Origin of the sequence: Collinsella sp. CLA-SR-H006 (genome assembly GCF_040097075.1) — a bacterium.
In the GTDB taxonomy this organism is placed as follows: domain Bacteria; phylum Actinomycetota; class Coriobacteriia; order Coriobacteriales; family Coriobacteriaceae; genus Collinsella.
Genome location: NZ_JBBNPD010000004.1, coordinates 24195 through 49525, shown reverse-complemented (window position 1 = coordinate 49525; position 25331 = coordinate 24195). Strand labels below are relative to the sequence as shown.

The following is a 25331-nucleotide window of genomic DNA, read 5'->3' as shown; positions in this document are numbered from 1 at the left end:
GTCCCGTACGTTCGGGAGCCCGGCCCGTTATTTTGAAAGGAAGTGGGGATGAACCGCTTCATCGACATCAACCCGGAGAGGTGCATCGGCTGCGGAACATGCCAGTCCGCCTGTGCCGACGCCCACCGGATGCAGGGTCTTCAGGATACGCCGCGCCTGGCGCTCGTGAAGACCGGCGGTATTTCGGCCGCCCTTGCCTGCCACCATTGCGAGGGTGCCCCCTGCGCCGAGGTCTGCCCGGTGAATGCCATCGAGCACGATGGCGATCGCATCCACGTCAAGGAGCAGGAGTGCATCGGGTGCAGGCTGTGCGCCATCGCGTGCCCCTTCGGAGCCATCCATCCCGATGGCACGTCTATCGCCGGTGTCGCAGGCATGTGCGACCCGACGCCTTCGTATCCTAAGTCCCTGAGCAGCCTGCTTACGTGGGCTCCCGGCCAGTACACCTGCGCTGTTAAGTGCGACCTGTGCGCCTTCGATCCGGACGGTCCGCATTGTGTGGCGGCGTGCCCCACCAAGGCGCTGACCGTCATGGGCGGCGCGGCCGATCGCGAGCTCGACGAGGCCAAGCGCCTGCGCTCGATCGAAAACGGTCCCGTCGTCGACGTTAACGCTGTGGCCCAGGGCCTCTCCGAGAAAGCAGAAGGGAGCGTAAACAATGGATAGCATGACGCTGTTTATCGCATCGCTTGCCGTCTCGTGCATCGGTGCGCTCGCCTCGGTTCTGCTGATCAAGGCCGATAACGCCGCCAAGACCGCCGGCTGCCTTATCGGCGCCGTCGCCGCGGTGCTTTCGTTTGTGGCCGGTATCCAGGCCGTGCTGGGCGATGTCACGTCGGTCGACACCATCGTGTTCTTCCCGTTTGCCCATTTCCAGCTGCTGCTCAATCAGCTGTCCGGCCTGTTCGTGGCGCTCATCTCGGTGCTCGCGTTTGCCGGTTCGATCTACGGTCTCAACTACTTTGATGAGTACCCGGGCAAAAAGGGCCGCGCCGGTTTCTTCTTTAACACCTTCGTGGCGTCCATGATGCTCGTCATCACCGCCGACAACGTGTTTTGGTTCCTGGTCGCCTTTGAGCTCATGTCGCTGACCTCGTACTTCCTGGTCGTGATCGAGGAGAACGAGAACTCCATCCATGGCGGTTGGCTCTACTTTGTGATCGCGCATGTGGGCTTTGTGCTCATCATGGCGAGCTTCCTCACCATGACCAACTTCGCCGGTGGCTCGTTTGCCTTTGCGGATTTCCGCGCCACGCAGTTTAGCCCCGCGGTCGCATCCGTGTGCTTTGTGCTCGCCTTCTTTGGCTTTGGTGCCAAGGCCGGTATCATCCCGCTGCACGGCTGGCTGCCCAAGGCACATCCCGAGGCGCCGTCCAACGTGTCGGCCCTCATGTCCGGCGGCATGATCAAGATCGGTATCTTCGGCATTCTCAAGGTTGGTCTCGACCTGCTCTCCGCCTCGGGCGTTCAGGTCTGGTGGGGCCTTATGGTCATGGTCTTCGGTGCGATCTCGTCGGTTCTCGGCGTGGCTTTCGCCCTGCAGGAGCATGACATCAAGCGCCTGCTGGCCTATCACTCCGTCGAGAACATCGGCATCATTCTGCTCGGCGTCGGCGCCTCCATGGCCGCCATGGCGCTCAACTCGGTCGGCATCGCCGTCCTGGCTCTGATGGCCGCCCTCTACCACACGTTTAACCACGCGATGTTTAAGGGCGAGCTGTTCTTGGGCGCCGGTGCGCTGCTGTACTCCACGGGTACGCGCAATATGGAGAAGATGGGCGGCCTGTTCCGTCGTATGCCGGCAACGGCCATCTGCTTCCTCGTCGGCGCACTTGCCATCTCGGCCATCCCGCCCTTCAACGGCTTTGTGTCCGAGTGGTTTACCTACCAGTCGCTGTTTAACGCCGCCATGCAGGGCGACAAGGCCGTCATGATCGTGGCCGTGTTCGCTGCCGTCGCGCTTGCCATTACCGGCGCGCTGGCTGTCACGTGCTTCGTCAAGGCCTATGGCGTCTCCTTTGCCTCCGCGCCCCGTTCCGAGGCTGCGGCCAATGCCAAGGAGGTTCCCGCCCCCATGGTGTTCGCGCAGGGCCTGCTCGCGGCCATCTGCGTCGTGTTGGGCATTGGCGCTCCCGTGATCGCGCCCGTGCTGGTCGATGTCGCCGCGTCCGTGCTGCATCCGTACGGCGGCGTGTTTGCCGCCGAGGGCATGGAGCTCATGAACCAGTACTCCGGCGCTGCCACCTCCACGCCCGCGATCGCTATTGCGCTCGTGGTGCTCGTCGGTCTTGCCTGCGGTTATCGCAAGCTCAAGACCGTCGGCAAGGTGCAGAAGTCCCAGCCGTGGGCATGCGGCTATGCTCCCAACGAGCATATGCCCGTCGTGGCCACGACCTTTGCCTCCGAGGTGTCCTGGTTTATGCAGCCGCTCTACACGCTGCGCGACCGCTGCACGGCCGTCTGCTGGTCCATCGCGCACTTCTTCCAGAAGCTCACCGGTGTGGCCGAGGCTGTGGAGCCCGTACCCGACAAGGTTCTCGTCGATGCCCCGCATAAGGGTGTCGAGAAGCTCGCCGACCTCGCGACTAAGCTCGAGGGTGGCAACTACAGCATCTATATCTGCTACATCGTCGCGGCACTCGTGGTGTTCCTCGTGCTCGCCGTGCAAATGGGTTAAGGAGGGGAGAGCATGAACAACATCGTACTTGCCGTTCTGCAGGGCGTGGTCGTCATGGCCGTCGCGCCGTTCTTCTCCGGTCTCGGCCGCGTGATCCGCGCCAAGATGCACAACCGTCGCGGCCCCAGCATCATGCAGGACTATCGCGACCTGGCCAAGCTCTTTGCGCGCCCCGAGTCCCAGAGCGAGGACGCGAGCTTTGCGCTGCGCATTATGCCGCCGCTGTTCTTCGCCGTCGCCTTTATGCTCGCGATGGGCCTGCCGCTCTTTACGGCGCAAAGTCCCATCCCGGTCTTTGGTGACGCCATCACCATCATGTACAGCCTGGCGCTCGCCCGCTTCTTCTTCGCCCTCTGCGGTGTGGATTCGTCCAACGCCTACGCCGGTATCGGCGGCGTTCGCGAGCTGCTCATGAGCGTGCTCATCGAGCCGTCCATGCTGCTGGCGCTGTTTGCCGCCGCCTTGGTGTGCGGTTCCACCGACATCGCCACCATGGGTCAGCACATCATGACGGGCGCCGTCGACGCGCCGGTCGCCGTGATCCTCGCTGGCATCGCCTTTGCGATCGCCTGCTACATGGAACTCGGCAAGCTGCCGTTTGATCAGGCCGAGGCCGAGCAGGAGCTTCAGGAAGGCCCGCTCGCCGAGCTTTCCGGCCCGTCGCTTGCGATGGCCAAGCTCGCCATGTCCATGAAGCAGGTCCTGGTCGTCGCCTGGTTCTGCGCGATCTTCGTCCCCTGGGGCGAGCCCGCGACCGTGGGCGCTGCCGCCGTTCTGGGCGCCGTCATCTTCCTAGTGAAGTGCCTGATCGACTTTGTCGTGTGCGGCGTGATCGAGAACTCCTGCTCGCGCTCGCGTTTTAAGGTGCTTGGCAATCAGACCTGGGCCGTCGTGGGCATCGCCGTTCTGGCGTTTGTCTTCGTGGTCGTCGGCGTGTAGGAGAAGGGAGAAACAATGTCATTTGCAGTCAGTCTGTCCCTTCTCGGCTTGGTCGCTATCGCGGCCCCGATGGTGGCCTCGGTGCTCGTCGCCCTGTTCCCCCGTCCGTACGCCAAGTGGTTCAGCGTTTTGGGTGCCGCCGTCTCGACGGCCTGCACCATTGCCCTCGCCGCGAATTTCGCTGGCGCCGGCATGCCCGACACGCAGGTCCCCCTGATCTCGTTTGGGCAGACCCTCGTCATGGGATTCACCTTCGATCGCATGAGCACGCTGCTCGCGCCCGCCTTTGTGGGTATCGGCCTGCTTGTCGTGATCTATTCGATTCCCTATATGAGCGAGAATAACCGTGAGCATCCCGACGCGCCGCGTCGTCGCTTCTACGCGTACCTCGCGACCTTTATCGGTGCCATGGCCGGTCTTGTGTACAGCTCGACCCTTTTGGGCCAGCTCGTGTTCTTTGAGATCACGGGTGCGTGCTCTTGGGGCCTCATTAGCTACTACATGACGCCTACGGCCAAAAAGGCCGGCATGAAGGCCCTGATTATCACGCATATCGGTGCGCTCGGCCTGTATCTGGGCGCCGCCATCGTGTTTGCCCACACCGGCACCTTCGCCATTACCGCGATTGCAGGCCTCGACGCCAAGCTCAAGGCCATCGTCCTTTTGCTCGTGCTGTTTGCGGCCTGGGCCAAGTCCGCACAGGTTCCCATGTACATGTGGCTGCCTTCGGCCATGGAGGCGCCGACGCCTGTTTCGGCCTACCTGCATGGTGCCTCGATGGTTAAGGTCGGCGTGTGCGTGTTCGCGCGTGCACTCGTCTCTGCCGGCGAGATTCCCGAGATCGTGGGCTGGGTCGCCATTATCGACGCCATGGTCACCATGCTCTTTGGTTTCCTTATGTACCTGCCGCAAAAGGACATGAAGCGCCTGCTGGCTTTCTCCACGATCGCCCAGCTCTCCTATGTGTTCTTTGGTCTGGGCCTTTCGGTCTTTGGTAGCCAGCTGGCCTTTGATGGTGCCGTGTGCCACATCTTTAACCACGCCTTCGCCAAGACCCTGTTCTTCCTGATCGCCGGTTCGTTCTCCTTTACGCTCGGCACGCGTATGCTGCCCAAGCTTCGCGGCATCGTAAAAAAGTACCCGATCTCGGGCGTGGGCTTTGGTGTCGCGGCACTCGCCATTGCCGGCGTGCCGCCCATGAACACGTTCTTCTCGAAGTTCCAGATCATCGCCGGTGGCTTCTCTGTGGGTGCCGGCAACGTCGCGATCCTGGTGCTCGTGTGCATCATGGTCGCCGAGACCGTCGCCACCTTCGCCTGGTTCCTCAAGTGGATGGGCTATTGCCTGCCCGGCGAGCCGAGCGAAGAGGTCGCTGCGGGAGCCCCGCTTCCCCGCGCGATGGCGTTCGTGTTCATCGTGCTCATCATCATGGTCATCGTCAGCGGCCCGCTTTCGGCCAGCTGGATCGGTTAGGAGGTAGAACGACATGGGTTATTCGATCGTCAACATCCTTGGCGGCCTTCTGATCGTCACGTCCACCATGGTGGTTGTCTCCAAGAACATCAAACATTCCATCCACTGGTATGCGGTGCAGTCGCTGGTGCTCGTGGGCCTGCTCGCCACGCTCGGTGTCACCACCGGTGCGCAGGAGCTGCTTATGTGGGCTGGATCTGCCTTTATCACCAAGGTCGTCCTGGTCCCTTATATCCTCAACCGCGCATACAAGAAGATGGGCGAGCCGAGCGACGCATCGCTCAAGGCCGGCCTTAAGCCCGCGTGGGCCATTTGCATCATCGCCGTCGAGGTCGCGATCTGCTTTGCCGTTGTGACGCAGATCAGCCTGCCCACGGCCGAGGTCGCAACGCCTGCGCTCGCTATTAGCTTCGCTCACTTCTTTGTGGGCCTCACCTGCATCATTTCGCAGCGCAACATCATGAAGCAGATCTTTGGATACTGCCTTATGGAAAACGGCAGCCATGTGACGCTCGCGCTCTTGGCCCCCACCGCTCCCGAGATCATCGAGATCGGTATCGCCACCGACGCCATCTTTGCCGTCATCATCATGTCCATCGTCGTGCGTCGCATTTGGGACGACTCCCACTCGCTCGATGCGCGCGACCTGTCCGAGCTGAGGGGGTAGTCCATGGAAACGTTGATTCTCGCTCTGCTCGCGACTCCTTTGGTGTTCTCGCTCGTCATGGCGTTTTTGCCCAAGAACACGTCCTATAACGTGTTTGCCGGTCTCAACCTGGTCTCCGTCGCAGCCGTCCTGGTGCTGTCGATTGTGACGGCCGGTGACGTCCTTATGAGCGGCGACACCGCGAGCGCTTTTGGCCTGTGGTTCCACCTCGATTCGCTGGGCGCCATCTTTGTGCTGCTCATCGGCTTTATCGGTTTTCTTACGGGGCTGTTCTCGCTGCCCTATGTAAAGGCCGATATCGAGGAGGGCTCCATGCCCGCCGAGCGCGCCAAGCAGTATTTTGCGCTGTTTAGCCTGTTTGTGTTTACCATGCTGCTCGCGTGCCTGTCCAACAACATGATCCTCACGTGGGCCGCCGTGGAGGCAACCACGCTTTCCACCGTGTTCCTCGTGGGTATCTACAAGAACAAGACGGCCCTCGAGGCTTCTTGGAAGTATGCGATGGTCTGCACCGCCGGCGTGGCCTTTGGCCTGTTCGGTACGCTGCTGATCTACGCCAACGCCGCCGACGTGATTCCCAACGCCCACGAGGCCGCATTCCTGTCGTGCGTGCTGCCGTATGCCGACCAGTTCGACCCGACGCTCATGCGCCTCGCCTTTGCGTTTATCGTGATCGGCTTTGGCACCAAGGCCGGCCTGTTCCCCATGCACACTTGGCTGCCCGATGCCCACTCCCAGGCCCCGAGCCCCGTCTCGGCCCTGCTTTCGGGTGTGCTGCTTAAGTGCGCCATGCTTGTGATCATGCGCTTCTACGGCTTTACCATCCAGGCCGTGGGCGCCGAGTATCCGCAACTTTTGCTGCTGATCGTCGGCACGCTGTCCATTTTGGTGGCGGCACTCTCGATGTTTCGCCAGGACGACCTCAAGCGCCGCTTTGCGTACTCGTCTGTGGAGAACGTGGGCGTTATCGCCCTGTGCCTGGGTATCGGTGGCCCGCTGGGTATCGCCGCGGCCCTGCTGCACTGCGTGTTCCACGGCTTTACCAAGACGCTTGCCTTCTGCGTGTCCGGCAACATCCAGCACGCCTTTGGCACGCGTAGCCTGGCCAAGATCCAGGGTGTCGTCGAGGTTGCCCCCGCAACCGCCGCGCTCGCCGTCCTGGCGCTGCTCGGCCTTGGTGCCTTCCCGCCCTTCGGTATGTTTATCTCCGAGTTCCTGACTTTTGTCGCCGGTGTTACCGCCGGTCCCATGTGGCTGGTCGTCGTGGTCGCCCTCGGTCTTACCGTGGCCATCTCCGCGCTCACCCGCATCGCACTCAAGTCGGTATTCGGCCATGCACCCCAGGGCATGGGCAAGTATGAGGCCCCGGCGCTCATGCTTATCCCCGAAATCATCCTGGCTGTCATGATCTTGTGGTTTGGCATCGCCACCCCGCTGCCTCTCGTGCACGGTGTGGAGACCGCGACCGGCATCGTGCTCGAGCAGAGCACCGAGGAGCTTCACGCGACGCCGATGTACCGCGCTGTGTTCGGTACCGAGACCGCTCAGAGCGAGGTGGAGTAACGAATGATTGAAACTGAGAACAAGGTGTATGCCCGTCGCTGCGAGAGCCATGTCGAGGCCCTGCGCCGCGCCGTTCCGGGCTGCATCGAGAAGGTCGAGTGGCAGTGCGAGGACCAGCTGACGATTACCGTCAAGCAGGACAAGCTGCCCGAGGCCGTCCACTACCTGTATTACGAGCGCTACGGCTGGATTCCCGTGATCATCGGCAACGATGAGCGCAGCCTGTGCGGTCGCTACGCCGTGTACTACGTCATCTCCATGGAGGGGGAGGACCCCGGCTGGGTGACCGTGCGCATCGAGGTCGATCCCGCCAAGATGACGTTCCCGTCCGTGACGCCGTTCGTCCCTGCCTGCGTGTGGGGCGAGCGCGAGCTGCGCGACATGTTCGGCCTGATTCCCGAAGGCCTGCCCGACCGTCGCCGCCTGGTGCTGCCCGACGATTGGCCCAGCGGCCTGTATCCGCTGCGCAAGGACTCCATGGACTACCGCTTCCGTCCCGCTCCCGCGAGCGACATGGAAAACTACGAGTTCTTGGCCGACACCAAGGGCAAGGAGACCACGCTCGTCCCCATGGGCCCGCTGCACATTACCTCCGACGAGCCTGGCCACTTCCGCCTGTTCGTCGAGGGCGAGACGATCGTCGATGCTGACTACCGTCTGTTCTACGTGCACCGCGGCATGGAGAAGGTCGCCGAGACGCGCCTGAACTATGACGCCGTGACGTTCCTCGCCGACCGTATCTGCGGCATCTGCGGCTGCGCCCACTCGGTGGCCTATGCCGAGGCCGTCGAGCGCGCCCAGGGCATTCATGTTCCGCCGCGCGCCCAGTACATCCGCGCCATCATGCTCGAGGTCGAGCGCCTGCACTCGCATCTGCTCAACATTGGCCTGGCGTCTCACTACACCGGCTTCGACTCCGGCTTCCAGCAGTTCTTCCGCGTCCGCGAGAAGTCTATGGACCTGGCCGAGAAGCTCTCCGGTCACCGCAAGACCTACGGTCTCAACGTGATCGGCGGCGTGCGTCGCGACATTTTGGCCGAGCAGAAGCTTTCCACGCTCACGACCATCCACCAGCTGCGCTCCGAGGTTCAGGAACTCGTCGACGTCTTGCTCTCGACGCCCAACTTTATTGAGCGTACGAGCGGTATCGGTATCTTGGACCGCAAGATCGCGCGCGACTTCTCTCCGGTCGGCCCGCTCATGCGTGGCTCGGGCTATGCCCGCGACGTGCGCTTTGACCATCCCTTCGACGGCTACGCCGATCCGGACGTCCAAAAGATGCACGCCGCTACGGCCGACACCTGCGATGCCTTCGGTCGTACCGCCGTTCGCATCCAGGAGGTCTACGATTCGATCGACATGATCGAGACCATGCTCGAGAACTGTCCGTCGGGCCCCATCCTCACCACGGATTGGGAGTACACCCCGCACAAGTACGCCATCGGCGCCACCGAGGCTCCGCGCGGCGAGGACGTGCACTGGGCCATGCTCGGCAACAACCAGAAGTGCTACCGCTGGCGCGCCAAGGCCGCCACGTACAGCAACTGGCCGGTCCTGCGCTACATGTTCCGCGGCAACACCGTGGGCGACGCGGCGCTGATCGTCGGTTCGCTCGACCCGTGCTACTCCTGCACCGACCGCGTGACGGTGACCGATGTCGCCGCCAAGCGCGACCACGTGCTCGACAAGGAGCAGTTCGAGAACGTCTGGCGCGACAAGTCGCCGCTTGCGGGCGAGGGCACCATGGCTGCTCCGCTCGATGAGGAGGCGCTCTAATATGCTGAAGCTTTGGAAGGTTAATGCCAAGGCCGGCGACGCGACGGTCAAGTACCCGTTTGCGCCGTTTCCCACCAACAAGGACATGCGCGGCAAGCCCGAGCACAACGCGGAGCTCTGCATCGCCTGCGGTGCCTGCGGCGTGGCTTGTCCGGCCGATGCCATTCGCATGGACACCGACCTTGCGGCCGATACCATTACCTGGTCGATCGACTACGGCCGCTGCATCTTTTGCGGCCGCTGTGAGGAAGCCTGCCCCATGGAGGCCATCAAGCTCACCGAGGAGTTTGAGCTAGCCGTCATGAGCAAGGACGACCTCACCAGCAAGAGCGTCTACACGCTCGAGCACTGCTCGCGTTGCGGCAAGCCGTTTGCCCCGCACAAGGAGATCGACTACGCCAAGCGCCTGCTGCAAAAGGCCGGCGGCATGGAGGCCGAGCAGGCCGCCCGTACCGTCGGTATGTGCCAGGAGTGCAAGCGCGAGCTCGACGCCCTGCGCGCCGCCTCGGCCGTAAAGACCGGCAACGCCGCCGGCATGGCAGCCAACGAGACACTTGCGTCCGGTGAGCCCCAGGGCCCCGGCATGGAGTATCTGGGCGGCCACGGCGTGAACCCGGAGTATATCGACCGCGAGCTCAACCCCGATGCGCCCGAGATTCCCGCCGGTCCGGCGCCGGTCGAGGGCATCATCATGGATTTTGATACGAAGGAGGAGTAACCATGGCCGAACCCACGCTTTTGCCCGAGCGGCTTCAGTACCGCCCGACCAAGATCGAGCTCGACGAGAGCATCGAGAAGGCCAAGGCGACCCTTCTTAAGAAGATCAAGCGCTCGGTGTACGTCTACCGCGTCGACTGCGGCGGCTGCAACGGCTGCGAGATCGAGATCTTCGGTTCCATCACGCCCGTCTTCGACGTCGAGCGCTTTGGCATCAAGGTCGTGCCCTCGCCCCGTCACGCCGACGTACTGCTATACACCGGTGCCGTGACGCGCGCCATGCGCATGCCGGCCCTGCGCGCCTTTGAGGCCGCACCCGATCCCAAGATCGTGGTGTCCTATGGCGCGTGCGGCTGCACCGGCGGCATCTTCTACGACAACTACTGCGTCTGGGGCGGCACGGATAAGATTCTGCCGGTCGATGTCTACATCCCCGGCTGCCCGCCCAGCCCCGCGCAGACCGTCTACGGCTTTGCCATGGCGCTCGGTCTGCTGGACCAAAAGCTCCATGCCGAGACCACGGTGGAGGCCGCCGGCGAGCAGGCCGATATCCTGCACCCCGGCGTGCCGTACAAGCTGCGCGTTGCCATCGAGCGCGAGGCTCGCGCCATGAGCGGCTACCGTTACGGCCGCGACCTGGCCAACGAGTTTATGGACACGCTCGAGGGTGCGCCCAAGGGCGATATCCGCGGTGCCATGGCACTGCTCATCGACAAGCAGGACGATCCGCGCCGCGTTGAGGTCTACTCGGCGTTGCAGGATCTGGTGCTAGCCGGAGGTCGCTAGATGGAGCTCACGGACCGCTCTGGTTACTTTGCGGGCCCCGGCATGCTCGGCGGTTCTTTTGGCGATGCCTCGCGCGCAAGCGACGAGGCCGCCGAGGGCGTCGCCGACCCCTGCCTGGGCCATGCGCCCGACCAGGTGGTCTTCTATGAGCTCACGCGTAAGTTTGTGGAGACCGAGGAAGACGTTCCCCAGGAGGCCTGCGACGTGCTGTACTACACGCTCGCCGTGGGCCACCACACCGGCGTGCTCGATTGCTTTGAGCCGCGCCTGTCGGTGCCGGTGGATGTCTTCTATTCGCTCGTCGATGCACTGCCGGAGGGGGAGGCCAAGACCAAGTTCGAGGCCATCCGCTCCTTTGGCGAGTGCCAGCTTGACAAGGCGGCGGTGCCGTCGCTGCTCGAGGCCTGCGACACGCTGCTCGACGAGCGCGGTTTTCGCGGCTCGGCCAAGGCCGGCATCTCGGTGTTCGACGACGACTTTGGCCTGCATGCCCAGCAGGTCGCGTTTATGATGAAGTTCCGCGATCTGGTTGAGCGCGTGCGCGATGTGTCGGGCGTGTATCTGACGGGAAGGTTGCAGTAATGGGTCGCGTTGTGGATGGCCGCGTGAATGGCGCCCCGTTTGCGGGCATCGTGCTCACGGCGGGAAGCGTGCTGCGTGCCGACGATGCCGCCGGCCCCGTGCTCTCCAAAAAGATGGAAGACGCACCCATCGCCGGTTGGTACACCATCGACGGAGGCCAAACGCCCGAGGACGACATTATCGAGGTCAAGCGCGAGCGTCCGCCGCGTCTGGTCTTGGTCGATGCCGCCGACATGGCGCTGCCCGTCGGCGCCATCCGCCTGCTCGATAAGCGCGATGTGGCCCGCAAGTCGATGTTCACCACGCATTCGCTCCCTTTGTCGATTCTGATCGAGGAAATCGAGCAATCGTGCGAAGATATCGTCTTCATAGGGATTCAGCCGGGCGATACGGAGTTTTACAACCCTATGTCCCCGGAGGTCTTTGACGCCGTCGACGCCGTGTACGACGCCGTGGTCGCCAACGACTTTTCCCACTTTGTCCGCTTGGGACAAGAGCAATAGGAGCGCTTGTCCCTGCTGATTAGGAAAGAAGTGATTGACATGGCAGATTCCAAGGCGGAGTACCCCGCTCCCGATTGCCTGGCGCCCGCCGCGATCGAGGCCAAGACCGAGGGCGCCGGCGTGACCAAGGCCAACCTGCCGGTCGCAAAGGCCTTTGTTTTGGCGATGTTCGCTGGTGCGTTCATTGCCTTCGGCGGCCTGTTCTTTACCGTGTTCTTGAGCGATAGCACGCTGGGCTGGGGCGCCCAGCGCGTCGTGGGCGGCCTGTGCTTTTGCCTGGGCCTGGTGCTCGTGCTGGTGTGCGGCGCCGAGCTGTTTACCGGTAATTCGCTTATGGTCTGCGCGCTCAAGAGTAAAAAGATCACCCTGGTCCAGATGCTCAAGGCCTGGGCCGTCGTATGGGTCGGTAACTTTGTCGGTGCCCTGTTCATCGTCTTTTTGGTGTACATGGCCGGCATTTACAAGCTCAACGGCGAGGCGGTCGCCAATTCCATGGTGAGCGTCGCCGCCGGCAAGGTGACGGTCGACTGGGTGACGATCTTCTTCCGCGGCATCCTGTGCAACATCTTTGTGTGCCTGGCCGTGTGGATCGGTACCGCCGGCAAGACCGTGGTCGATAAGGTTGTGGGCATTCTGCTGCCCATCGCCGCCTTTGTGGCATGCGGTTTTGAGCACTGCGTTGCCAACATGTACTTTTTGCCCATGGGCGCCGTGATGCACGCGTGCGGCTATGGTGCCGACGTTGCCGGCGCCGATGCCCTCAACGCTGCGGGCATTGCGTTTAACTTGTCCGCCGCCACGCTGGGCAACATCGTGGGCGGCGCGGTTCTGATCGCGCTCGGCTACTGGTTTATCTACGCTAAGAAGTCCGAGGCGTAAGGTACCGTCTGTTTGATGTTGGGCCTCCCGCGGGGCGTTGCCGTGCGGGAGGCTTTTTGGGTCTGGGCTCGTTGCCGTGCTTTTGGCCTGTTGTGTTTGGCTGATGAAAGGGGTAATCGAGATGGCATCTGCTGTGAAGCGCGACGGTCGCGCCGTGGTGACCACATGCGGGGGATGCTATGCCGATTGCGCCTTTGCGGCACGCGTTGAGGGCGGTCGCGTGGTGGCCGAGCTGCCGGTGCCGGGGCATCCGTGCGCGGCGCGTGCCCTCTGCGCCCGCGGACGGCATCGCCTGGCAATGCCGTTTGACGAGCGTGACCGCATCGTGCACCCCATGCGACGCCGCCAGGATGGCTCGGGGTTCGATGTGATTTCGTGGGACGAGGCGTTCGCGCAGATTGCCGAGCGCCTTTTGGGGATTGTTGACGGGCATGGTCCGCGAGCGCTGGGCATGACGCTCGGCGTGCCCTCGTTCGACCGTTACTGGGCGTATCGTTTTATGCATGCGTTGGGTTCGCCCAATGTGTACGGAGCTGACGGTGCCTGCGAGGTAAGCCGACTTACCGGTTGGGAGCACAGCCTGGGCTATAGTCCCGCCTCCGACCTGGCGCATACCGATTGCATCATGTACCTGGGGCGTTCCATCGTCGATTCGTCGACGATGGGGGCCGTTGATGCGCTCAACGATGCCCGTCGCCGTGGGGCGAAGATTATCGTTGTCGACCCCCGGCGCAGCGGTTCGGCTGCTGTTGCCGATCGCTGGCTGCGCGTGCGTCCGGGCTGCGACTTGGCGCTGCTGTTGGGTATTGTTCACGTGTTGATTGCCGAGGACCTGTACGATCACGAGTTCGTGACCCGCTATACCACGGGCTTTGACGAGCTGGCGCAGGCGGCCCGTGCTTGGACGCCCGAGTGGGCCGAGTCAATGTGCGACGTGCCGGCCGCAGAGATTGTCGCCACGGCGCGCGATCTCGCTGCCGCCGCGCCTGCCGCTGTGGTGGATGCGGGCTTTCATGGTGGCATCGGCATCGCGTATGCCAATAGCACCCAGACCGCACGCGCTATCTGCTTGGTCGATGTGCTGCTGGGCTGTATTGGACATGCGGGTGGCGCGCTCAATCCGCCCACACCGCTTTCACTGGGCGACCTCGATCCCGCTCACTTTGCGACGCCGCCGGTGCCGCGCGGGCCCAAGCTGGGGTCCGAGCGCTATCCACTGGTCGATCCGGTGCGCGGCCTGTGCACGACCATCGGTCAGTCGATTCTCGCCGGCGATTTGCGCGGACTCATCGTCTATGCCAGTAACCCCGGTGCGGGCTATGGCAATGCGCAGGCTTGGTTGGGTATTTTGCAGCAGCTCGACTTGCTCGTGACGATTGATATTCGCTGGTCTGAGACAGCGCGCGCTTCTGACTTCGTGCTGCCCGATGTGACGTATCTTGAGGCCGACCGCGGCGTGGGCACGGTCGTGGGCGCCAACGATGCGCGCGTGTTCTACCGCAACGCCGTGCTGCCCGTGCAGCATGACGACACACGTCCCGGTCGGGAGATTTTTGCCGGTCTGGCGCAGGCGTGTGGCGTGGGCGAGTACTTCCAGTTTACGTCTGACGATCTGGCGGCTGCCCAGGTGGCGCCGTTTGGAATTGACCTCGCTGCGCTTAAGGAGCGCGGTTGGGCCGATACGGGCGTGCCGCTGCCGTCGCGCACGGGTGAGCCGGCGATTCCCCTGGATGGCGGCAAAATTGCGCTGGCAAGCGACGTATGGGAACGAGCCGGCCTGGGTTGTGTACCCAACTGGATCGCTCCCATGGTGGAGCCCAGCCCGGGGATGTTTCGCCTCATTAGCGGTAACCGGCCCTTTGAGTCGCATACCTCGCGAAGGCTTGCGGCCCAAGGTGCCGCCGAGGCCGGATCGGACCTGGATGCCGTGCAGATGAATGCCGATGTTGCTGCGCGCATGGGCATCGTCGACGGCGAGATCGTCGAACTCGTGAGCGATATGGGCCGCGACCGCGTGCGAGTGGAGACGACGCCGTATCTGCATCCGGCGTGCATCTTTACGTCGGCCGCCCCCGGTGGGCGTTCGTTTGGCGCCGATGCCGGTGGCGCTCAAGCCTTGGGCGTGGGCCCGCTCGACCATACGCCGTTGCGTTGGGACCCGTTGACGGGCGCTGCGCTCACCCAGGAAAACGCCGTTCGCGTGGAAAAGATCGCGGCACGCGAGGATAATAGCGATTGATTGACTCAGCCGATCGAATTGGCTGATAGTTTGACGTTCGAACGATTGATTCACCTTTGGTTTTGAAAGGTCGCACATGAGCGATAGCCAGAACATGTCCGATGAGGTACGCGCCCGCCTTCGCGCCATTCCTTCCGTCAACGAGCTGCTCGCAGAGTGGCCGGTTGTGAAGGCGGCGGGGGAGACCTGCGACGCGGTGGTGCATGCCGCCGTCACGGCCGAGCTCGATGAGGAACGCGCCGCGATTCGTGCCGGCGCCGCCCCGCGTTCCAAGCGCGAGCTGGCCTCGGCCATCGAGTGGCGTGCGCATCGCTCCGCGCTGCCGAGCCTGCGTCCCGCCGTCAACGCCACGGGTGTGGTTATCCATACCAACTTGGGTCGCGCCCCGCTCGCGGAATCAGCTGCCAAAGCCGTGGCCGAGGTCGCGCGCGGGTATAGCACGCTCGAGTACAGCGTCGACACCTGTTCGCGCGGGTCGCGCAAGGAGCACGCCGCGCAGCTGATCCGCTCACTCACCGGTGCCGAGGACGCGCTCGTGGTCAACAACAATGCCGCCGCGGTGCTGCTGGTGCTTGCCACCCATGCCGCGGGTAAAGAGGTCATCGTCAGCCGCGGCGAGCTTGTCGAGATTGGCGGCAGCTTCCGCATCCCCGATGTCATGGCGGCTTCGGGCGCCAAACTCGTCGAGGTCGGCGCCACCAACCGCACGCACCTGGCAGATTATGAGCAAGCCATCACACCCGATACGGCCATGATCCTCAAGGTCCATCCTTCCAACTATCGCATCGAGGGCTTTCACGAGGAGGTAGGCTCTCGGGAGCTTGCTGCTCTGGCCCACAAGCATGGCCTGCTGTTCTACGAGGACCAGGGGTCGGGCGCGCTGTTGCCCGACGACATCTTGGTGCGCGGCGGCGAAGAAACCACGCCGGCTTCGGTTTCGGCAGGGCTCGATCTGGTGTCGTGCTCGGGCGATAAACTGCTCGGTGCAGCACAGGCGGGCATTATCATGGGCCGTCGCAATCTGGTCCAGGCCTGTGGGTCGCATCCGCTTATGCGTGCCCTGCGCCCGGGCAAGCTCGCGCTGGCGGCGCTCGAGGCTACACTGCGCATTTATATGGACGGCGCCGATGTGGCCCATCGTGAGGTGCCGGTGCTCAACATGCTCACGCTTCCGCAGGCTCATCTGGAGCGTCGTGCCCGCAAGCTGCGCGATCGTATGGTCGCCGGGCTCGATAAGGCTGGCTGCCCGTGCGCCGTGCAGGTGGAGATCGTCGAGGAGTCGTCGACTCCCGGCGGCGGCTCGCTGCCTACCGTCGAGCTGCCCACGATGTGCGTGGCCGTCTGCCCGGTCGACGGGCGCCTGTCCCTCGACGCGCTCAAGCGCTCTCTCGTCCAAGACTTCGATACGCCGGTCGTCACGCGCGCCTCGCACGACCGCATTTTGTTTGATGTGCGCACACTCGTGGGCGACCGCGATGTCGAGACGGCGGCATCGACGCTCGTCGCGTGCGTTGAGAAGGCGGTTGCACGATGAGTGAGGTTCAAGTGCTGGTGGAGTGTCCCGTTATCGTTGGCACGGCGGGCCATGTCGACCACGGTAAGTCGGCGCTCATCGAGGCACTGACGGGCAAAAACCCCGACCGTCTGGAGGTTGAGCGCCGTCGCGGCATGACCGTTGAGCTTGGCTTTGGCGAGCTGGCGCTGCCGAGTGGCAAGATCGTTGGCCTGGTCGACGTGCCGGGCCATGCGCATTACTTGCGCGCCATGGTGCAGGGCGCCACGGGTATCGACGTGGCCGTGCTGGTGGTTTCGGCCGTCGAGGGCGTGATGCCGCAGACCCGCGAGCACGTGCATGTGCTGGAGCTGCTGGGCGTCACACACATGGTGGTCGCGCTGACGATGTGCGACCTGGCCGATAGCGAAATGATTGAGCTGGCCGAGCTCGACGTGGATGATTTTCTTTCGGATACCGTGTTTGCGGGCGCGCCGATGGTGCCGGTGTCGTCCAAGACCGGCGCGGGGATCGATGACCTGCTTGCTGTGCTCGACGAGCAGGTTGCCGCTTCCTGGGATGCCTGCCGTGCCCGTGCCGAGCTCACCGATGCCGCACCGCGTCTGCCCATCGACCGCTGCTTTACGATCAAGGGCGCCGGTACCGTGGTGACGGGAACGTTGCACGATGCGCCCGTCGCGGTGGGGGATGAGCTCGTCGCGCTGCCGTCGCGTACGGTCTGTCGCGTGCGCGGGATTCAGGTGCATGGCGATACGCCGCGGGCGTTGCCCGGTCAGCGTGTGGCGCTCAACTTGGTGGGCGATGGCGTCGCCGCGCTCGATCGCGGTGAGATGCTCGGCGTGGCGGGCCGCTTTGGCCAGACGATGCGCTTTATGATGACGCTTGCGTATTTGGGTCGCGAGGGAGCCAAGCCGCGTGTGCTCGAGTCGGGTGCGCGTGTGCACGTGATGGCGGGTACGGCCGAGGTTGTCGGTCGCATCATGTTCATGGAGGGCGAGGCCCCCATGGCGGTGGGCGAGACCCGTAATGTTCAGGTGCGCTTGGAAAACTCGCTGCCGCTACGTGCCGGGGATCATGTCGTGGTGCTGTCCTATTCGCCCGTGATGCTTATTGGCGGCGGGCGCGTGCTGCTTTCTCGCTGCCGCCGCTCTCGCGAGCTTGCCGAAGGGGAGCGTGCGCTGTATGCGGCGCTCGAGGCCGGAGATATTGAGGGCGCTGTGGATGCGTGGCTGGCGCTGCAAGCGCTGCCGGTTGCGGCTGCCGATGTTACCGCGGCGCTCGATCTTGTTGCCGGTGAGGCTGAGGCGGCGCTGCGCGGGCTGGTGGCGCAGGGCACTGCTTGCGCGCTTGCTGGCTCGGGTGGCTCGCTGTATGCAGATTCTTCCGCGCTCGATGCCGCGATGGATGCACTGGCGGCGACCCTGTCGGCCATGCATGCGGCGTCTCCCAAGGAGACGGGTTTTACGCCCGGCGCCGTTACCCATGCTGCGTGGCCTGCCGCTGATGAAGGCGTTGCCGCGGCTCTGATTGCCGAGGGCTGCTCGCGTGGCGTGTGCGCCGCCGAGGGCGCCGAGGTATTTGATCCGCACTCAGCCGCCGCTGCCGCACGCGTGGTGCATGAGGCGTGTGGGCGTATCGTGGCGCTGCTTGATGGGGCCGGCCTCGATGCGCCGACGCTGCCCGAGGTTGGCGAGCAGTTGCAGCTCGATCGCGACACCATGACGCGTGCCCTGCGCGAGCTTTCGCTCAACCGCTCGATCGTGAAGGTCGAGCGCGACGTTGCCCTGTCCGCTGCCGCCGAGGCCCATGCGCGCGAGCTCGTCGCCGCCGCTATCGAGACTGCCGGCGGCGCTGCCACCACGAGCGTGCTGCGCGAGGCCCTGGGTGTGTCGCGCAAACGTGCCATCAGCATCTTGGAGCACCTGGATGCCGTGCGCTTTACGGTGCTCGACAAGGACGCCGGCGGCCTGCGCTCCCTGCGCTAGATTGGCTGCTCGGTTTGGTAAAATACCGCCGCACTTGGGAACGGATGGGCTCCGGTGGGCTCCGCGGTCCTCAAAACCGTTGCGAGGCGTGCAAAACGTCTTGGATGTGTTCGATTCACATACGTTCCCGCCATACGCTACCAGCGCTTTTGTGCTCGCGGTCTTGCTGCGTGCCGCAAAGGCGCTGTTTTGTTTTTGTACGGGTCAGCCGTGTCGCCTGTCATGCCGTCTACGGTAACTGATCCCGTGCGTTGGGTTTTGAACGTGCCGATGGAGGTGTTTTGCCGTATGACTACCGTAAGACGGGCCGATCTTTCTTGTGTCGTCCAGGCGGGCGGGCTGTCCTCGCGCATGGGCTGCGATAAGGCGCGCATGGCGTTTTGCGGCGAGCCGCTCATCGAGCGCGTGCTGGGTCGGCTGGCGCCAGTTGCCGGCGAGTTAGTCGTGACGACTTCGCGTCCCAGCGAGCTTGCCTACCTTGAGGAGTGCGCGTTTGGCGGCTTGGTGCCGCGTGTGGTGGCGGACCTTGAAGGGTCGGCGGGCGCCATGCGAGGCATCGCGAGCTCGTTGGCCGCGGCCCGATTGCCGCTCGTAGCGATCGTCGCCTGCGATATGCCGTTTGTCTCGCCGGAACTCATTGGCGCGCTTGCCGATCGTGTTGAGGCCGAGGCGCTCGACGTGTGCGTGCCGCGCGAGGAGCGGGGGATTGAGCCGCTTTGCGCCGTCTGGCGCCGTGACGCGTGTGCGTCAGTTTCCCAAGAGCTGCTCGCCTGCGACCGCCAGCGCATTCGCTGCCTGATCAATCGCGTTCAGGCTGGTTATATGGATGAACCGCAGATCGTTAAGGCCGCAGGCTCGACGCTCTGCTTCGAGAACGTCAATACGCCCGAGGAGTTTGCGGCGGCCGAGTTGCTTGCCTAGACGATTGGAGTTGCCATGTCTCACGATATTTGTCCCGACACGGGAGAGCCTTGCACTTGCGATGGTTCCGAGCCCTGTACCTGCGGCTGCGGTGGCTGTGGGCATACTGCGGAAGAGGAAGCGGCCGCCGCGGCGTATCGTGAGGCACACCTCGAAGGCCCATCCGGTGATGCCCTCGAACATGAGCGCAAGATCATCGTGTCGTTTGACAGCACCTTCGATGTGATGGAATGCGAGCAGCTGTGCCTGGATGCCGGCGTGCCCGGGCGCATCATGCCATTGCCGGGCTCCATTACCGCGGGTTGCGGCCTGTGCTGGGCCATGCCGTTCTCGGGCGATGCGCTTGCCGCCTTCCGCGCTGCCACCGAAGGCCGCATAACCCCCGCCGACTACCATCAGCTCGTCCTCTAACCACCAACACCACCACAAAGGTGCCCAATGTGGTGGTTTGGAACATGTGGACGAAACAGCTTCGAAACACGCGATTTGCGCGTTGGGTGCTCAAAAACGCTTCTACCTGCATCGTAATCAAAACGAAACATCTGCTTGTCGGCTTATGCGAAACTTTGCTGCAACAGTGCGATATTATCCATACTCGATAAAGCTCGCGGCGCATGGGGCGCCTCGAACGACACTTTTCTTTTCCATCAATTGGAGGAAGCATGAGCTACACGCAGAAAGTTCTCGACGAGCTCAAGGCCCGCTATCCCGAGCAGCCTGAGTTCATCCAGGCCGCGACCGAGATCCTCGGCACCATCCAGCCGGCGCTCGACGCCCATCCCGAGTACGAGGAGGCCGCCCTGCTTGAGCGCCTCGTCGAGCCCGAGCGCATCGTCATGTTCCGTGTCCCCTGGGTCGACGACCAGGGCAAGGTCCAGGTCAACCGCGGCTACCGCGTCGAGTTCAACTCTGCCATTGGACCCTACAAGGGCGGCCTGCGCTTTAACCCGACGGTCACCCTGGGCATGCTCAAGTTCCTGGGCCTGGAGCAGATCCTCAAGAACAGCCTGACCACCCTTCCCATGGGCGGCGGCAAGGGCGGTTCCGACTTTGACCCCAAGGGCAAGTCCAACAACGAGATCATGCACTTCTGCCAGTCCTTCATGACCGAGCTCTATCGCCACATTGGCCCCAACACCGACGTTCCCGCCGGTGACCTGGGCGTTGGCGGCCGCGAGGTTGCCTACCTGTTCGGTCAGTACAAGCGCCTGACCAACGAGTGGAGCGGCGTCCTCACCGGCAAGGGCCTCTCCTTTGGTGGTTCGCTCGCCCGTACCGAGGCTACCGGCTACGGCCTGGCCTACTTTGTGGACGAGTACCTCAAGAGCCGCGGCGACTCCTTCGAGGGCAAGAACGTCGTCGTTCACGGCTCCGGTAACGTCGCCATCTACGCGGTCCAGAAGGTCTCTCAGCTCGGCGGTAAGGTGCTGGCCTGCTCCGACACCCATGGCTGGGTCGAGGATCCCGACGGCATCGACTACACCGTGCTCGAGCATGTCTACAACAAGAAGCGCTCCGGCCACGACAAGGGCGTTACGCTCGCTATGTACGTCGACGAGAAGCCCAATGCCACGTGGCACGAGGGCGACGGCCGCGGCGTGTGGCAGCTGCCCTGCGACATCGCGCTGCCCTGCGCTCGCGAGAACACGCTGCTGCTCGAGGACGCCCAGGCGCTCGTCGCCAACGGCTGCAAGGTGGTCGGTGAGGGCGCGAACATGCCCACGACCATCGAGGCCACGACCTACTTCCAGGAGAACGGCGTCGCCTTTATGCCTGGTAAGGCTGCCAACGCCGGTGGCGTGCTCGTGTCCGGCCTGGAGATGAGCCAGAACGCCGAGCACCTGTCCTGGACCTTCGAGGAGGTCGACGGCAAGCTCGAGCAGCTCATGCGCGGCATGTTCCATAACGTGGACGACACCGCCAAGGAGTATGGCCAGGAGGGCAACTTCGTTATGGGCGCCAACATCGCCGGCTTCCTGAAGGTCGCCGACGCTATGCTCGCCCAGGGCGTCTGCTAAATCTTCGCTCGACATAGCATGTGATGAGGCTCCCAGCCATTCCGGCTGGGAGCCTTTTCTATCCCGGAGGACTCCTCATAACTTGCGGTGATATACGGACTGTTTTGCGTTCCAGAACGGCTAGTCAGTCCGTATATCACCGCAAGTTATGGATGGGTGGGTGGATTTTGTCCTAAAACAGTGTGCGGCCCCTCGTTTGGTACACTTAAAAGTACTGGACAAGTGAAGAGATGGGGGAGAACGTGCTCAAGTTCGGTACCTACGTCCGTGTTGGAAACGCGGCCGAAGCCTATGAGCTCTTACAGAAGAACCGCAACAACAAGATTGTGGGCGGCGGCATCTGGATGCGCCTGGGTTCGCGTCGCGTGGCGACGGCGATTGACCTTTCGGCCTGCGGACTCGATCAGATCGAGGAGACCGAGACCGAGTTTCGCATCGGCGCCATGTGCACCCTGCGCCAGCTCGAGCGCCATGCCGAGCTCAACGCGCTTGTCAACCATGTCTTTGAGTTCGCCGTCCACGATATCGTGGGCGTGCAGCTGCGCAATACCGCCACGGTGGGCGGCAGCATCTACGGCCGCTTTGGCTTCTCGGACGTGCTCTCGGCTTTCCTGGCGCTCGATTCCTATGTTGAGCTGACGGGCGCCGGTCGCGTGCCGCTCGCCGAGTTCGTCGACATGGGTTACGCGCGCGACGTGATCGAGCACATCGTGGTCGTCAAGCACGATTACCGTGCGAGCTACGAGGCCGTGCGCAAGGCCGCGACCGACTTCCCCTCCTTAAACGTCACCGCCGCCTGGTGGGACAACACCTGGCACGTCACCGTGGGCGCCCGCCCGCTGCGCGCGACCCTGCTGCAGGGCGAGGCGTGTGGCCTTTCCGGCGAGCAGCCTTCCGAGGACGAGCTGCGTGCTCTGGCCGCATCCGTGCGTGCCCTGAGCTACGGTACCAACCTGTGGGGCTCGGCCGACTACCGCCGCCGCATCTCGGCCCCGCTTGCGATTCAGGCCGTGCGCCGCGCCGCCGGCATCGAGCTTTCGGCCGCGCTTGCCCGCGAGCTCGAGGGCGTGCAGATTCCTAAGTTTGCCACGGACGAGTATTCCTGCCGCCGCGTGCCCGGCGTCGATTCTAGCGAGGTGCGCTAATGGCTGCCAAACTCATCGATCTTTCCTTTACGCTCAACGGCCGCAAGGTCAAGGTTCAGATTGCCCCCGACACCATGCTCTTTGCGCTGCTGCGCGAGCAGGGCTGCGCGTCGGTACGCTGTGCCTGTGAGACCACCAACTGCGGTCTGTGCACGGTGTGGCTCGACGGCGACCCGGTACTGAGCTGCTCGGTTCCCGCCGCCCGTGTTGAGGGCCATACCATCACCACGCTCGAGGGCCTCAAGGCCGAGTCCGAGGCGCTCGCCCGCGCAATGGCAGCCGAAGGCGCCGAGCAGTGCGGTTTTTGCGCCCCCGGCCTCATCATGAACGTGCTGGCGCTCGCCCGCGCCGCCAAGGAGGACCCGAGCCTCGTCGCCACGCGCGAGGAGCTCTCGCGCCAGCTCGCCGGCAACCTCTGCCGCTGCAGCGGCTACGAGAGCCAGCTGCGCGCCATCGTTCGCTTCCTCAACGAGTCTGGCGTGCAGGTGGGCTTTGAGATGCCCGAGCTGCCGGTCAATAACACCAGCTGCGATGGCGTCTCCTACAAGCAGATTACCCACAAACAGCCCAAGAAGGACTCGAAGGCCCTGCTCGAGGGTCGTCCCGTCTACACCGGCGATATGGTGCCCGCCGGTGCGCTCATCGTCAAACTCAAGCGCAGCCCCTATGCCCGCGCCAAGATTCGCTCCATCGATACGTCGCGCGCCCTGAAGGTGCCCGGCGTCGTGGGCGTCTACACCTATGAGGACGTGCCCCAGCGCCGCTTTACCATCGCCGGTCAGAGCTATCCGCAGCCGAGTCCCTATGACCGCCTGATTCTCGAGAACCTCGTCCGTTACCAAAACGAGGAGGTGGCGATCGTCGCTGCCGAGACCGAGGAGGCCGCCGACAAAGCGCTCAAACTCATTAAGGTCGACTATGAGGTGCTTGAGCCGCTGCTCGACTTTACCAAGGCGCTTGATAACGACATCGTGGTTCACCCCGAGGGCGACGTGACCTTTATGTTCCCGCAGGGCGGCGACGTGCCCCGCAACCTGGTGTGCAGTGGCACGAGCGATTTTGGCAACCTTGACGAGGCGTTCGCCCAGAGCGACATCGTCTTTGAGCGCACCTACACCAGCCAGGCCACGCAGACCGCGCCCATGGAGACCTTCCGAGCCTTCGCGACGACCGACGCGTTTGGGCGCATCTCGGTGACCACCTCCACGCAGGTGCCCTTCCACGTGCGCCGCATGGTCGCGCAGTCGCTCGATATTCCGCAGTCGCAGGTGCAGGTCATTAAGCCGCGCATCGGTGGCGGCTTTGGCTCCAAGCAGACGGGCTGCTGCGAGATCTTCGTGGCGTTCGTCACCCAGCAGACCGGCCGTCCGAGCTATTGCTGCTACACCCGCGAGGAGACCATCACTGCGGGCAACTCGCGCCACCAGATGCAGATGACCGTTAAGCTGGGCGCCATGAACGACGGCACCATCACGGCCATCGACCTGCACACGCTGTCCAACGCCGGCGCGTACGGCGAGCACGCCACCACGACGATCGGCCTCTCGGGCCACAAGAGCCTGCCCATCTACAACCACGTGAAGGCGAGCCGCTTTAGCTGGGACGCCGTCTACACCAATACCAACCGCGGCGGCGCGTATCGCGGTTACGGTGCCACCCAGGGCCAGTTTGCCGTGGAGAGCGCTGTCAACGAGCTCGCCGACATGCTGCACATGGACCCCGCCGACCTGCGCCTTAAGAACATCGTGCGCGAGGGCGAGATCATGCCGCAGTACTACAACGAGAAGCTCAACGCCTGCGCGCTCGACCGCTGCCTGCTGCGCGCGATGGACATGATCGGCTGGCGCGACAAGCCGCTGGCCGTCGACCTGGGCGACCGCGTGCGCGCCCTGGGCTGCGCGCTCACCATGCAGGGCTCGGGCATCTCCAACGTGGACATCGCCGGCATCGACATGCGCCTGGAAGAGGATGGCTTCATTACCATTGGCACCGGCGCCACCGATAACGGCATGGGCGTCGATACGATCCTGGCGCAGATTGCCGCCGAGGAGCTGGGCGTGGAGAGCTCGCTGATCGTGGTGCGCGGCGTGGACACCGATGTGTCGCCGTTCGACGCCGGCTCGTACGCGAGCTCGGGTACGTACGTCACGGGCCTTGCCGCCAAGAACGCCGCGACCGAGCTGCGTGAGAAGATTTGCGCCAAGGCAGCCCAGATGTGGGACGTGGACACCGCCGATGTGGTATTTGATGGCCAGTACGTGCGTCTGTCCGACGAGCGTGCCGCGCGCGAGCAGAACCGCTACCTCACGCTGCGCGACTTTGCCAACCTGTGCGTCAAGAACATCGCGGGCGGCGACGCGCTCACCTCGCATGCCTCTGCCTGCCTGCCCGTTTCGCCCCCGCCGTTTATGGCCGGCATTGCCGAGGTTGAGGTCGACAAGGCCACCGGCAAGGTGACCGTGGTGGACTACGCGGCGGCCGTGGACTGCGGCACCGTGATCAACGAGGCACTCGCGCGCGTCCAGGCCGAGGGCGGCATTGCCCAGGGCATCGGTCACGCGCTCTACGAGATCGTCGAGCACGATGACCGCGGCCGCCTGCGTACCGGCAACTTTATGAGCTACAAGCTGCCCACACGTCTGGATATCGGCAGCATTCGCGTGGCCTTTGAGCCGAGCTACGAGCCGACGGGTCCGTTTGGCGCCAAGTCGATCGGCGAGGTCGTCATCAACACGCCGCTCGCCGCCGTGGCCTCGGCCGTGGCACACGCCACCGGACATCAGGTTCGCTCGCTGCCCATCACGCCCGAGAAGGCCCTGCTGGGGGAGTAGCGGGTCAGCGAACAAGTCGTAATTGGCGGGGGCGGGGCAACTCGCCCCGCCTTTTGCACTCGTGGTGAGGTCGTGAGCCTGTAAAACGTGTGCGTGCGCTTGTCGTTCGTATCTGCT

At 63.7% G+C, this 25331-nt stretch carries 20 protein-coding genes and 1 tRNA gene; all 21 read left to right on the top strand.

Features of this window, described 5'->3' with window-relative positions; all coding sequences use genetic code 11:
- Positions 1-48 precede the first annotated feature (48 nt).
- The 21 genes from AAA069_RS03640 to AAA069_RS03540 all read left to right on the top strand — a co-directional run bounded on the left by AAA069_RS03640 (position 49) and on the right by AAA069_RS03540 (position 25214).
- A complete protein-coding gene (locus AAA069_RS03640) occupies positions 49-666 on the top strand; it encodes a 4Fe-4S dicluster domain-containing protein (RefSeq protein ID WP_349127598.1) in 618 nt (205 codons plus the stop codon).
- Positions 659-2677: a hydrogenase 4 subunit B gene (gene hyfB / locus AAA069_RS03635; protein WP_215673407.1), complete on the top strand. Its 2019-nt coding sequence runs from the start codon at positions 659-661 to the stop codon at positions 2675-2677. Before AAA069_RS03640 ends, hyfB begins: the two co-directional genes overlap by 8 nt.
- Before the next feature lie 12 nt (positions 2678-2689).
- Positions 2690-3616: an NADH-quinone oxidoreductase subunit H gene (locus AAA069_RS03630; protein ID WP_118237871.1), complete on the top strand. Its 927-nt coding sequence runs from the start codon at positions 2690-2692 to the stop codon at positions 3614-3616.
- Between the two features lie 15 nt (positions 3617-3631).
- Positions 3632-5089 (top strand): hydrogenase 4 subunit D, encoded by a 1458-nt coding sequence (locus AAA069_RS03625; protein ID WP_118259000.1) that lies wholly within the window; start codon positions 3632-3634, stop codon positions 5087-5089.
- A gap of 13 nt (positions 5090-5102) precedes the next feature.
- On the top strand, positions 5103-5756 hold the full coding sequence (gene hyfE / locus AAA069_RS03620; protein ID WP_118237867.1) for a hydrogenase 4 membrane subunit: 654 nt from the start codon (positions 5103-5105) through the stop codon (positions 5754-5756).
- A gap of 3 nt (positions 5757-5759) precedes the next feature.
- On the top strand, positions 5760-7319 hold the full coding sequence (locus tag AAA069_RS03615) for a hydrogenase 4 subunit F (RefSeq protein WP_349127597.1): 1560 nt from the start codon (positions 5760-5762) through the stop codon (positions 7317-7319).
- Positions 7320-7322: 3 nt separating this feature from the next.
- On the top strand, positions 7323-9095 hold the full coding sequence (locus tag AAA069_RS03610; RefSeq protein WP_349127596.1) for a hydrogenase large subunit: 1773 nt from the start codon (positions 7323-7325) through the stop codon (positions 9093-9095).
- A 1-nt stretch (position 9096) separates the two neighbouring features.
- Positions 9097-9813 carry a formate hydrogenlyase complex iron-sulfur subunit gene (locus tag AAA069_RS03605; protein ID WP_124786290.1) on the top strand — a complete coding sequence of 239 codons (717 nt, stop codon included), beginning with the start codon at positions 9097-9099 and terminating at the stop codon, positions 9811-9813.
- A gap of 2 nt (positions 9814-9815) precedes the next feature.
- Positions 9816-10598 (top strand): NADH-quinone oxidoreductase subunit B family protein, encoded by a 783-nt coding sequence (locus tag AAA069_RS03600; RefSeq protein WP_006234107.1) that lies wholly within the window; start codon positions 9816-9818, stop codon positions 10596-10598.
- On the top strand, positions 10599-11180 hold the full coding sequence (locus AAA069_RS03595) for a formate hydrogenlyase maturation HycH family protein (RefSeq protein WP_349127595.1): 582 nt from the start codon (positions 10599-10601) through the stop codon (positions 11178-11180). It abuts the gene before it with no gap.
- Positions 11180-11683, top strand: coding sequence for a hydrogenase maturation peptidase HycI (gene hycI, locus AAA069_RS03590; protein WP_349127594.1), 504 nt, complete (start codon positions 11180-11182; stop codon positions 11681-11683). Before AAA069_RS03595 ends, hycI begins: the two co-directional genes overlap by 1 nt.
- A gap of 39 nt (positions 11684-11722) precedes the next feature.
- Positions 11723-12562, top strand: coding sequence for a formate/nitrite transporter family protein (locus AAA069_RS03585; protein ID WP_349127593.1), 840 nt, complete (start codon positions 11723-11725; stop codon positions 12560-12562).
- Between the two features lie 121 nt (positions 12563-12683).
- Positions 12684-14801, top strand: a complete 2118-nt coding sequence (locus tag AAA069_RS03580; protein ID WP_349127592.1) for a molybdopterin-dependent oxidoreductase — start codon at positions 12684-12686, stop codon at positions 14799-14801.
- Between the two features lie 76 nt (positions 14802-14877).
- Entirely contained in the window at positions 14878-16335 is a 1458-nt protein-coding gene (gene selA, locus AAA069_RS03575; RefSeq protein ID WP_349127591.1) for an L-seryl-tRNA(Sec) selenium transferase, read from the top strand.
- On the top strand, positions 16332-18299 hold the full coding sequence (gene selB / locus AAA069_RS03570) for a selenocysteine-specific translation elongation factor (protein WP_349127590.1): 1968 nt from the start codon (positions 16332-16334) through the stop codon (positions 18297-18299). The genes selA and selB overlap by 4 nt, the downstream gene beginning before the upstream one ends.
- 36 nt (positions 18300-18335) lie before the next feature.
- Positions 18336-18432, top strand: a tRNA-Sec gene (locus AAA069_RS03565).
- A 155-nt stretch (positions 18433-18587) separates the two neighbouring features.
- Positions 18588-19220, top strand: a complete 633-nt coding sequence (locus AAA069_RS03560; RefSeq protein WP_349127589.1) for a molybdenum cofactor guanylyltransferase — start codon at positions 18588-18590, stop codon at positions 19218-19220.
- Positions 19221-19235: 15 nt separating this feature from the next.
- Positions 19236-19631 (top strand): DUF3343 domain-containing protein, encoded by a 396-nt coding sequence (locus AAA069_RS03555; RefSeq protein WP_152067696.1) that lies wholly within the window; start codon positions 19236-19238, stop codon positions 19629-19631.
- Between the two features lie 251 nt (positions 19632-19882).
- On the top strand, positions 19883-21238 hold the full coding sequence (gene gdhA, locus AAA069_RS03550; protein ID WP_349127588.1) for an NADP-specific glutamate dehydrogenase: 1356 nt from the start codon (positions 19883-19885) through the stop codon (positions 21236-21238).
- 242 nt (positions 21239-21480) lie between these two features.
- Positions 21481-22383, top strand: a complete 903-nt coding sequence (locus tag AAA069_RS03545; protein WP_349127587.1) for an FAD binding domain-containing protein — start codon at positions 21481-21483, stop codon at positions 22381-22383.
- On the top strand, positions 22383-25214 hold the full coding sequence (locus AAA069_RS03540) for a molybdopterin cofactor-binding domain-containing protein (protein ID WP_349127586.1): 2832 nt from the start codon (positions 22383-22385) through the stop codon (positions 25212-25214). The genes AAA069_RS03545 and AAA069_RS03540 overlap by 1 nt, the downstream gene beginning before the upstream one ends.
- Positions 25215-25331 lie beyond the last annotated feature (117 nt).